The sequence below is a fragment of the Bacillus sp. 491mf genome, from assembly GCF_900112415.1.
GTDB lineage: Bacteria > Bacillota > Bacilli > Bacillales > Bacillaceae_G > Bacillus_A.
Map to the genome: position 1 here is coordinate 1 of NZ_FOLV01000069.1, position 10991 is coordinate 10991.

At 37.6% G+C, this 10991-nt stretch carries 15 protein-coding genes; 2 read left to right on the forward strand and 13 right to left on the reverse strand.

What is annotated here, in order from left to right; translation table 11 throughout:
• Positions 1–189: 189 nt before the first annotated feature.
• Positions 190–408 (reverse strand): hypothetical protein, encoded by a 219-nt coding sequence (locus tag BM211_RS24940; RefSeq protein WP_035434691.1) that lies wholly within the window; start codon positions 406–408, stop codon positions 190–192.
• 136 nt (positions 409–544) lie between these two features.
• On the opposite strand from BM211_RS24940, the gene pdaB reads away from it, so the two are divergent.
• Positions 545–1309: a polysaccharide deacetylase family sporulation protein PdaB gene (gene pdaB, locus BM211_RS24945; protein ID WP_035434690.1), complete on the forward strand. Its 765-nt coding sequence runs from the start codon at positions 545–547 to the stop codon at positions 1307–1309.
• A 44-nt stretch (positions 1310–1353) separates the two neighbouring features.
• Here the strand turns inward: pdaB and BM211_RS24950 are convergent, their stop codons facing one another.
• A complete protein-coding gene (locus BM211_RS24950) occupies positions 1354–1956 on the reverse strand; it encodes a KinB-signaling pathway activation protein (protein ID WP_091000101.1) in 603 nt (200 codons plus the stop codon).
• A gap of 135 nt (positions 1957–2091) precedes the next feature.
• Between BM211_RS24950 and gerD the strand changes: the two genes are divergently transcribed.
• A complete protein-coding gene (gene gerD / locus BM211_RS24955; RefSeq protein ID WP_035434688.1) occupies positions 2092–2694 on the forward strand; it encodes a spore germination lipoprotein GerD in 603 nt (200 codons plus the stop codon).
• A 21-nt stretch (positions 2695–2715) separates the two neighbouring features.
• On the opposite strand, the gene BM211_RS24960 is transcribed toward gerD, so the two are convergent.
• The 11 genes from BM211_RS24960 to BM211_RS25010 all read right to left on the reverse strand — a co-directional run.
• Complete coding sequence (locus BM211_RS24960) at positions 2716–3777, reverse strand: Mrp/NBP35 family ATP-binding protein (protein WP_035434687.1); 1062 nt, start codon at positions 3775–3777, stop codon at positions 2716–2718.
• 129 nt (positions 3778–3906) lie between these two features.
• Positions 3907–4620, reverse strand: coding sequence for an N-acetylmuramoyl-L-alanine amidase CwlD (gene cwlD / locus BM211_RS24965; RefSeq protein WP_035434685.1), 714 nt, complete (start codon positions 4618–4620; stop codon positions 3907–3909).
• A 66-nt stretch (positions 4621–4686) separates the two neighbouring features.
• On the reverse strand, positions 4687–5115 hold the full coding sequence (locus BM211_RS24970) for a DUF2521 family protein (protein ID WP_091000103.1): 429 nt from the start codon (positions 5113–5115) through the stop codon (positions 4687–4689).
• A 164-nt stretch (positions 5116–5279) separates the two neighbouring features.
• Positions 5280–5672, reverse strand: a complete 393-nt coding sequence (gene rpsI, locus BM211_RS24975) for a 30S ribosomal protein S9 (protein WP_035434683.1) — start codon at positions 5670–5672, stop codon at positions 5280–5282.
• A gap of 21 nt (positions 5673–5693) precedes the next feature.
• Entirely contained in the window at positions 5694–6131 is a 438-nt protein-coding gene (gene rplM / locus BM211_RS24980; RefSeq protein ID WP_035434682.1) for a 50S ribosomal protein L13, read from the reverse strand.
• A gap of 155 nt (positions 6132–6286) precedes the next feature.
• The gene (gene truA / locus BM211_RS24985) at positions 6287–7030 is read right to left on the reverse strand and encodes a tRNA pseudouridine(38-40) synthase TruA (protein ID WP_035434681.1); all 744 of its coding nucleotides are present in this window, start codon (positions 7028–7030) and stop codon (positions 6287–6289) included.
• A 16-nt stretch (positions 7031–7046) separates the two neighbouring features.
• Positions 7047–7841, reverse strand: coding sequence for an energy-coupling factor transporter transmembrane component T family protein (locus tag BM211_RS24990; protein WP_091000105.1), 795 nt, complete (start codon positions 7839–7841; stop codon positions 7047–7049).
• Entirely contained in the window at positions 7829–8710 is an 882-nt protein-coding gene (locus tag BM211_RS24995; protein ID WP_035434678.1) for an energy-coupling factor ABC transporter ATP-binding protein, read from the reverse strand. Before BM211_RS24995 ends, BM211_RS24990 begins: the two co-directional genes overlap by 13 nt.
• Complete coding sequence (locus BM211_RS25000) at positions 8686–9528, reverse strand: energy-coupling factor ABC transporter ATP-binding protein (RefSeq protein ID WP_035434676.1); 843 nt, start codon at positions 9526–9528, stop codon at positions 8686–8688. Before BM211_RS25000 ends, BM211_RS24995 begins: the two co-directional genes overlap by 25 nt.
• 231 nt (positions 9529–9759) lie before the next feature.
• Positions 9760–10122 carry a 50S ribosomal protein L17 gene (rplQ, locus tag BM211_RS25005; RefSeq protein WP_020063215.1) on the reverse strand — a complete coding sequence of 121 codons (363 nt, stop codon included), beginning with the start codon at positions 10120–10122 and terminating at the stop codon, positions 9760–9762.
• A gap of 35 nt (positions 10123–10157) precedes the next feature.
• Positions 10158–10991: DNA-directed RNA polymerase subunit alpha (locus tag BM211_RS25010; RefSeq protein ID WP_091000107.1), on the reverse strand; the 834-nt coding region annotated here is incomplete at its 5' end.

Genomic DNA, 10991 nt, shown 5'->3' on the forward strand with positions numbered 1-10991 from the left:
ACGTTTCACGTTGTTTGTTTCGTTCAGTTTTCAAAGAACTCATCCGCCGCTCAATGGCGACTTCCTTATGTTAACATCTTCACTTTTCTATGTCAACAATGTTTTTTATTTCTTTTTTCCGCTTGATGAATTCGTTCATCAGCGACGAATATTAATTTATCATATGTAGAACTACACCGTCAATACCTTTTAATAAAAAATTCTTTTTCTTATATATCTTGTACAATCTTCAGGTGGAGCTATTTTTGTAAATAAAATAAACAACAATTTATATCGCTCTTCCATCGTCTTTTTTACAACTTGATGAATTCGTTTATCTGCAAAGTCAAATAATAATTCGTCCAATTCTCTTTTTAATACATATTCTAGTTCCTTTTGTTCTTGATCCGTAATCAGCAATCCAATCATTCCGTCACCTCAGCTGTTTCTTATCTACATATCGTTCAGTATATCCCTTTCATACGATATTAATCGTTTAGTTCTCTTTTCTCCTTTTTCTGCATATAAGTAACTGAAAAGGATTGGACAAAGGGGCGGAGAAACGATGTTTTTCTTCTTTATAACGAGTAAACATAAGTTTAAACAAATTAGTCTTATTATTCTGCTTTCCCTATTTACGGCATGGCTGCTTTTTGTAAAAACATATTCTTATCAATCAGCTTTTTCAACAAATACTGGTCCGAAAGCAATTTATAAAGGAGACACGACAAAAAAACAAGTTTCTTTAACATTCGATATTAGTTGGGGAGATGAGAAAGCATTACCTATACTAGATACATTGAAAGAAAAAAAAATTAAAAACGCCACCTTCTTCCTTTCTGCCGCATGGGCAGAACGTCACCCTGATATTGTAGAACGTATTATAAAAGACGGGCACGAAATTGGGAGTATGGGATACAATTATAAAGACTATACATCTTTAGAAGCTAACGAAATTCGAAGAGATCTCCTAAAGGCACAGGACATATTTACAAAACTTCAAGTAAAACAAGTTCAACTCCTACGTCCTCCTAACGGTAGCTTTAATAAAACAGTATTAAAAATCGCTGAATCTATTGGATATACGGTTGTGCACTGGAGCAACAATTCAAATGATTGGAAAAACCCCGGAGTCAATAAAATCGTTACAACCGTTTCTGAAAACTTGCACGAAGGAGATATTATTTTACTTCATGCTTCTGATTCAGCACTACAAACAAATCAAGCATTACCGATGCTGCTTCAAAAATTAAAAACAGACGGATTTGAAAACGTCTCTGTATCCCAGCTCATCTCAAATACGAAAGCCAAAAGTAGGGACATAGATTAAATTTCCCTCCTTATTCACTAAGAAAGCTGATTCCAATATAGGAATCAGCTTTCTTGCCCTACTAGACGATGCAATATCAAAACCTGATATGCGTTGCAAATGAGCAATGGAACAACCATTAAATATAACCAACTCGTATCATTGATACGCAATGCCGGAACCCATTCAATAATCGTTACAACAATCATAAAGAATAACGCCGGAACAAACGCCTTCTTGTTCGTCTCCTTACTCTTTATGTAAGCAACAATGATTCCGAACAAAAAGAGAGTCGCAGCGACAAAAATATTTGTCCCTAGTGATTCATTCCCATTTGCAATGAATACAGAGCGAAAATAGACAAAATCGAATAATACAAACGCAATTAAGAACATTTGTACCGCATTCCAAAGAGCGGGCGAACGAAACATCCCCAGCCCAAATCGATGAACTGTTAAATATGCAAAGAACCCCATCTGACTGATTACACTAAAAATAAGACCGACTCCAAGCAACCAAAAAGAAACCATTAAGATTTCCTTTCCGTCGAAATTTTGAAAAAATTTATTATACTTGTCCCATTCTAAAACAAAACCAATAAAGATTGTACTGCTTCCCCCAAGAAATAAAGTCGTCATAAAGAGTCGTACCCAATTTCGGCTATTCACAGACACATCCCCCATTATATATATTTCTAATTAAATTGTAACAATGTCAATTTTAAAAAGCTAGCCATCAATATGTATAAATTCTTCTAAGAGATTTATATTAAAAAGAGAAACACGTGAAAGGAGCCCCGGCTGATGAAACGGATTCTACTCATTTCGGTCTCTTTCATCCTTTTTATCGGAATCGTTGCATGCGCACAGGAAAAAGAAGCGAAATCCCAATTAGATTATGATCAAACGAAAAAAATGATTATTGATATTTTAAAAACGGATCAAGGGAAAAAAGCAATCCAAGATGTACTAACCGATGAAAAAATGAAACAAGCTCTTATTTTAGATGAATCTGTAGTAAAGAAAACGATTGAAGATACTATGATATCAGAGAAAGGACAGCAGTTTTGGGAAAAGGCATTTAAAGACCCTGAGTTTGCCGCTAAATTTGCAAAAAGCATCGAGAAAGAACAAACAAATTTAATGAAAACTTTATTAAAAGATCCTGAGTATCAAGCTGGTGTTATAGAAGTCATGAAAAATCCAGAAGTCGGAAAAATCATGATGCAAACAATGAAAAGCAAAGAGTATCGTCAATACTTACAGCAAGTCATAACTGAAACTGCCGAAAGTCCATTATTTCAAACCAAAATGATCGACATTATTAGTAAAGGCGTTGAAAAGGCACAAAAAGGTGGCGGGGAACAGAAAAAGGAAGGCGGATCAGAAGAAGGCAAGAAAGAATAAAAATAACCCTCGTACTGAGGGTTATTTTTGTTCAATTGCCGCTCTTTCAATTACTTGCTGAGCGATTTGTTTATAGATTACTCCATTTTTATGATCTTCATCATATACAGATGGAGCAAATTCTTCTGTATTCCAATCTGGTTGCTGAAGCGGAATTTGACCAAGTACTTCTGTCTGCAGTTCTGTTGCTAATTTTTCTCCTCCGCCTTTTCCAAACACATATTCCTTTTCACCAGTTACTTTACTTTCGAAATAAGACATATTTTCTACAACACCAATAATCTCATGCTCTGTACGAAGTGCCATTGCACCAGCTCTAGCCGCTACAAAAGCTGCTGTTGGATGCGGTGTTGTTACAATAATTTCTTTACATGCCGGAAGCATTGAATGTAAATCTAATGCTACGTCACCTGTACCTGGAGGTAAGTCTAACACTAAGTAGTCTAAATCTCCCCACTCTACTTCTGTGAAGAAATGATTTAACATTTTGCCAAGCATAGGACCTCTCCAAATAACAGGCGCATTATCTTCTACGAAAAATCCCATAGAAATAACTTTCACACCAAGGCGCTCTACCGGAATGATTTTATCACCACGTACAATAGGACGTTTTTCAATTCCCATCATATCCGGTACACTAAATCCGTATATATCAGCATCAACAATCCCAACCTTTTTCCCTAAACGGGCAAGAGAAATCGCTAGGTTTACAGAAACCGTTGATTTTCCAACACCGCCCTTTCCACTCGCTACTGCCAAGAAAGTTGTCTTCGAATGCGGTGATAATAAAGATTCACTCTGCTCTTCTTGCGGAGCAAATTGTAATCGTTCCTCTTCAGTAAATTCTGCAAAGCGTAAACCTACTGTTGCTGCCCCTAATTCTTTCACTACTTTTACAATTGTTGCTTGCAATTGCATTTGCTCCGCTGTTCCTGTTTTCACAATTGCAACTTTAACGCTAACATGTTCTTTTTCTGGCTTTACTGTAACTTCTTTAATACCGTTTGTTTCTTTTAATGTTTTATTTAGAAACGGATCTATAATTCCTTCAAGTGCTCCCATTACTTGTTCTTTCGTTACCATAATCTGTCCCGCCCCCTGGATAAAATTAAGTTCTTACGAGCATGTAATTGCCGTTAAAACAAAATAAATGCGTTTTCATTGTAAGTATAGCATATTTTCGGAAAACTCCGTTACAAAGAAGAACCCTCCTTAATTGGGAGGGTTTCCTTTTTCGGTGAAATATCGCAAGACCCCGCGATATATTGCAGCAGCAACTTTTTGCTGATATTTCTCGGAGTTTAATAAGTATCTTTCATTTACATTTGATAAAAATCCAGCTTCAACTAATGCACCTGGTGTTTTCGCATACTTTAATAAGTAAACATGCGAAATTGTTTTCGCTGAACGGTTCGTATTCTCAAGACTTGTTCGTAATTCAGCTTGAATAAATTTCGCGGCTCGTTCGTTTTCTACTAAAGAACGATAATAAAATGTTTGGGCTCCTTTTGAGTTCCCACTTGGGAGAGCATTCAAATGCACACTAACAAAAAAATCAACATCAGGCTTATTAATAATCTCTACGCGTCTTTTTAAATCCTCTGCTTTACGGCGACTATATCCCTTCGTGCTTTTGTCAGCCAAATCATAATCCCCATTGCGCGTTAAAATAACAAGTGCTCCTTGTTCCTGCAAGTAGTCTCGTACCTTTTTGGTAATTTCTAGTGTGATGTCTTTTTCAACAATGTCATCCCCGCCAACCGCACCTCCATCCGGACCACCATGACCAGCATCTAATACAATAATTTTTCCAGACAAAGGCAAATTCCATGCTCTCCATGACTTTGTAATTTGAAATTCCTGCTTTACTAAAAAAAAGAGTACTACCGCCGCTAACATAAAAGAAATAATCCGAATTCTTTTCATACCTTCCCCCCTTCAGCTAGTCCCTCTACTTACTTATATGGGACAAGAGGAAAGTTTATGATTTTCTTAATGCAGCTTCATACGATATCTTTTCTCACCCTTCTCATATCCTTGTTGCCACCAAGCGCTTATAAAGTGCGAGCACGATTGATATAGCTGCTCATCTTCACTTTCTTCTAAAGTATGCAAAGGCACACTCGTCAAAAAATGAAACAGCATTTCCGTTAATTGAATTTCTTCATGAGATGATCTGTTTTTTACATCTAAAAACGATTCTCCATAATATCCAAACTTACTATACCTAGCTCCTAATAAATAAGACTCAATGCCCAGTTCTATACAATAATCTTCATAATGACGATGAAATGTATCCATACAAAAGCAATCACGGATATTTTCTCTAAGTGTTTGTAATGATAATTCACGCAATATTTTACGTTCATACTTCAGTTGCTTTTCTCTTTGTTTTTCTTTCAGACTTACAATAACATTCATAGTACTTAAAACCTCCCTATGTACGTATTAGTCTAAACTTCTCAGTAGGAAGCATACACAAGAAGGGGGCACTAAAATATTCCAAACAAGGGGATGCTAACAGAAGCTATTGAAGAACATAAAAAAACCCCAGCCAAAAGGCTGGGGTTTGAAGTTCGCAAAAATTAACGTTTTGAGAACTGAGGTGCACGACGAGCACCTTTAAGACCGTATTTTTTACGCTCTTTCATACGTGCGTCACGAGTTAATAGACCTGCACGTTTTAATGTTAAACGGTATTCTGGGTCAGCTTTTAATAAAGCGCGAGAAATACCGTGACGGATAGCACCAGCTTGACCAGTGTATCCACCGCCATGTACGTTTACAAGAACATCGTAGTTACCTAAAGTTTCTGTTGCAACTAGAGGTTGTTTCACTACTTCACGTAATGCAGCAAATGGGATATAGTTTTCAAATTCACGACCGTTAATGATAACGCGTCCTTCGCCTGGAACTAGGCGTACGCGTGCTACTGAACTCTTACGACGTCCAGTACCATTGTATTGTACCTGTGCCAAAGTAAGCCCTCCTTTAATTAATTATCCGCGAAGTTCGTAAACTTCTGGTTTTTGTGCTTGATGTGGATGCTCAGATCCAGCATACACATTTAATTTTTTAGACATTTGACGTCCTAAACGTCCTTTTGGAAGCATGCCTTTAATAGCAAGCTCTAACATTTGTACAGGGTAGTTTGTACGCATTTCTAGAGCTGTTCTTTGCTTAAGTCCACCTGGGTGGTTAGTGTGACGGTAGTAAATTTTATCGTTTAATTTATTACCTGTTAAGTGAATTTTCTCAGCGTTAATAATAATTACATGATCACCCGTGTCAACGTGTGGTGTAAATGTTGGTTTGTTTTTACCACGTAAAATGGATGCTACTTCACTAGAAAGACGACCTAAAGTTTGACCTTCAGCATCAATCACATACCATTTACGCTCAACTTCGTTAGCTTTTGCCATAAAAGTCGTACGCATTTGTTTCCCTCCTACTCGTTATCTTTTCCATAGAAAAAATCTATTGTTTATCTTAAACACGATTTCCTTCCGGGGCTAATCGTGGTTTTAGAAACAATACCATATGTTATGATATACTTTTGAGTTTCTAATGTCAAGCGAATGTTACACCAGGATTAGTTGTTATAGTTTACCTCCCATAAATAAAGGCCTTGCCCCGGTACCATCTTCCCAGCAAAACGGCGGTCTTGTTTTTGTAAAATGTCTGAAATGCTTTCAGGAGCAATTTTTCCTTGACCGACGCTAAGCAGCGTACCGACAATAATTCGAACCATGTTATATAAAAAACCATTTCCGACAAAGCGAAAGACTAACTCATCGCCCTGTTCTATTAAATCTATTTCATAAATTGTTCGCACTTTATCTTTTTTGTCAGTTTTTGCCGAACAAAATGAAGTAAAATCATGTGTTCCAATAAAATAATGGATTGCTTTTCGGATCGATTCTATATTTAGCGCATATGGATACTGATATACGTAATTTCTACGGAATACATCAGCTTTTTTAGATAATAATACCCGATAACGATATTCTTTTTTTACAACGCCGTATCTTGCGTGAAAGTCTAACGTTTTTTGCTCAGCCTGCTCCACAACAATATCATCTGGCAGCATTGTATTTAAAGCTGCCATCCACTGCTCTCCCGTTAATGATAGCGGTGTATCAAAATGAATCACTTGGCCTTTGGCATGAACATTGGAATCTGTTCTTCCTGACGCTTGTACACGAACAGCTTCCCCTTTATGCACTTTTTGCAGTGCTTTCTCTACTTCTTGTTGAACAGTACGTTGATTGGGTTGAATTTGATATCCACAAAAGTTAATTCCATCATACGAAACTGTGCATTTTATTCTTTTCATACTCATACTCTCTCCATTACGATCGAACTAAAATTAAAATACATGTTAAACCAAATAGGCTTAAAAGCGTTAATGTATCGATCCATTTCCATTCTAATTGCCGGAATTTCGTACGGTATCCGTTGCTTTGATAACCTCGTGCTTCCATTGCAATTGCTAAGTCTTCTGCACGTTTAAATGCACTAATAAATAGTGGTACAAGTAACGAGATAATTGCTTTCAACCTGTCTTTCATTGGACCGCCTGCAAAGTCTATACCTCGAGAAGCTTGTGCTTTCATAATTTTACTTGTTTCATCCATTAAAGTAGGAATAAAACGCAAGGAAATAGACATCATAAGTGCAATTTCGTGGACAGGAACTTTTATGCGTTTTAAAGGATGCAGCAATGTCTCCATGCCATCGGTAATTCCAATTGGTGTTGTCGTTAATGTTAATAGGGTCGTCATTAAAATAATGACTAAAAAACGAATAGAAATATAAATCCCCTGCTCAAGCCCTTTCTCATATATCGAAAACCATCCAAGTTGAACGAGTACAGCGCCTTCTTTTGTTGTAAAAACGTGCAGAAAGAACGTGAATAAAAATAGCCATAAAATAGGTTTTAACCCAGAAAGAATATAACGAATCGGCACTTTTGCAAAAAACAAAGCAATGAGTGCATACAAAAATAGCAAGCCGTATGAAATTGCATTATTTGCTAAAAATACAACAAATACATATAAAAAGACCATTAACAGTTTTGTACGAGGATCCAGTCTATGAATAGCAGATTCTCCTGGAATATATCTTCCAATAATTAACTGCTGCATGATGAATCCCCACCTTTTCTAAACAGTTGTATGACTTCATCTGCTAAATCTTCTAAAGACAAGGTGGCTTTTGGTATAGAAATTCCTAATTTCTCTTCAATTTCTCGCTTATACTTTAGCGACATTGGAAGAGATACACCAATTTGCTCAAGCTCATCTGCATGCGTAAAGACTTCCTCTGATGTTCCTTGCAAAAAGACCGTTCCTTTATGCATCACAACAATGTTGTCTGCATATTTTGCAGCATCCTCCATATTATGTGTCACAAGAATCACCGTAAGATTTTTTTGCTTGTGAAGATGATAGAACATCTCCATAAGCTCATGTTGGCCCTTAGGATCAAGCCCTGCTGTTGGTTCATCTAATACTAATACTTCAGGCTCCATCGCGAGTACACCAGCTATCGCAACACGTCTCATTTGTCCACCGCTTAACTCAAACGGAGAGCGTTCTAATAGCTCCTCTGATAGCCCAACTAACCCAATGGCATCTTTTGCCTTTTGTTTTGCTTCTTCTTCAGATACACCAAAGTTTAAAGGTCCAAAGCAAATATCTTTCTCTACTGTTTCTTCAAATAATTGATGTTCTGGAAATTGAAAAACAACTCCTACCTTTTTTCGAAGAGGTTTTAACTTTTTCGCTTTCTTTTGCGATGAAATTTTGTATTCCCCAATTTGAACAGTACCACTCGTTGGTTGCAATAAGCCATTTAAATGCTGAATCATCGTTGACTTACCCGATCCTGTATGACCGATTATGGCATAATAGCCACCGCTAGAAAGCGAAATATCTATATCGTAAAGGGCTCGCTTTTCAAATGGGGTCTTATATTGATAACGATGCTCTACTTTTTGGAATGTAATCTCCAAAGTTCGCTCACCAAACTTTCCATTGTAAGATGCATTGATTGTAAAGGAATATTATTGCTTTTCAATAATTCTGCCATTTTTATTGAAAATGGTACGTCTAAACCGATGTCTTGCAACATTTTCGGTGATTGAAAAATGTGTTCAGGTGTTCCCTCTTCTAGTAATTCTCCACGATTTAAAATAATAATACGATCGGACTGCGCCGCTTCTTCTAAGTCGTGAGTAATCGAAAGAACTGTAATTCCCTTCGTGCGAACAAGATCTCTTACCGTTTCTACCACTTCTTTACGACCTTGGGGGTCAAGCATAGATGTTGCCTCGTCTAATACTAAAATAGACGGCTGGAGTGCTAGTACGCCGGCAATTGCAACGCGCTGCTTTTGCCCACCCGATAAATAATGAGGTTCTTCATTTTGAAACTCTTCCATTCGCACGAGCTCCAAAGCATGTTTCATACGTTCTACCATTAGTTCCCTGGGCATTCCGGCATTCTCAAGCCCAAAGACAACATCATCTTGTACAGTTGTTCCGACAAATTGATTGTCTGGGTTTTGAAACACCATTCCGATTTGTTTTCGAATATCCCATACAGTTTCTTCTGATAAAACAAGTGATTCATTTACAGTAATTGTTCCTGTTGATGGTAAAAACAAACCATTTAATAACTTTGCAAGCGTTGATTTTCCTGACCCATTTTGCCCAATAATAGATACCCATTCTCCTTCATATAAAGAGAATGAAACGTCACGCAGGGCGTAAGAAGCAGCTTGAGGATATTGAAATGATATGTTCTCAGCACGAAGCTTCTCTTTTTTCACTTGTGGACACCCTCTTCCATTATTCAGCCAAATAACGTGAAACTTCCATCCAGGGGAGACGAAAAGCTCACCAATCTTGCACATGCCAGCAGTTTCTCTCACTTCTCTCTGAATCTTGAAATAAGAGTCTTACAGCCTGCAAATAGCAAGATAAACGCTTTCTTCTATACTTAAAAAAAAAGGGCCATGACCAGTTACTTAAAAAGTACTGTCCTGCCCTTTTGCTTGTCATTATACTAACTCGATAATTACCATTGGTGCAGCGTCACCGCGACGTGGACCAATTTTTGCAATACGAGTGTATCCGCCTTGACGCTCAGCGTAGCGTGGAGCTACATCAGCGAATAATTTTTGTAATGCATCTTGACCAGTCTCAGCATTAGCAACTTCATTACGAATGTAAGCAGCTGCTTGACGACGAGCATGAAGATCTCCGCGTTTACCTAAAGTGATCATTTTTTCCACTACAGAACGAAGTTCTTTTGCACGAGTTTCTGTCGTTTGAATGCGCTCGTTGATAATTAAATCAGTAGCTAAGTCACGTAACATAGCTTTACGTTGCGCACTTGTACGGCCTAATTTTCTGTATGCCATTCGTAGTTCCCTCCTTCGTTGATGAATTTAAATCCTCAGTCGTCTTTACGTAAGCCTAAACCTAATTCTTCAAGCTTATGCTTAACTTCTTCTAAAGATTTACGTCCTAAGTTACGAACTTTCATCATATCTTCTTCAGTTTTATTCGCAAGCTCTTGTACAGTGTTAATACCTGCACGTTTTAGGCAATTATAAGAACGAACAGAAAGATCAAGTTCTTCAATTGTCATTTCTAGAACTTTTTCTTTTTGATCTTCTTCCTTTTCGACCATAATCTCAGCATTTTGCGCTTCGTCAGTTAAACCAACAAAGATGTTTAAATGCTCTGTTAAGATTTTGGCACCTAAAGAGATAGCTTCTTTTGGCCCGATGCTTCCATCCGTCCATACATCAAGCGTAAGCTTATCATAATTTGCCACTTGTCCAACACGTGTCTTTTCCACTTGGTAAGTCACACGTGATACTGGAGTATAAATAGAATCAATAGGAATTACACCTATTGGTTGATCCTCGCTCTTATTTGCATCAGCCGGTGTATACCCACGGCCACGCTTTGCAGTTAAACGCACGCGGAAATGCGCATCCTTTGCTAACGTTGCAATGTATAAATCTGGATTTAAGATTTCAACATCACTATCGTGAGTAATATCAGCAGCTGTGACAATACCTTCGCCCTGTACATCGATTTCGAGAGTCTTCTCTTCTTCAGAGTAGATTTTGAGAGCTAACTTTTTCAAGTTTAAGATGATCGTTGTAACGTCTTCTACTACACCCTCAACTGTCGAAAATTCGTGTAATACGCCATCGATTTGGATGGCAGTAACAGCAGCACCAGGGAGTGAGGATAAAAGGATACGACGTAAGGAGTT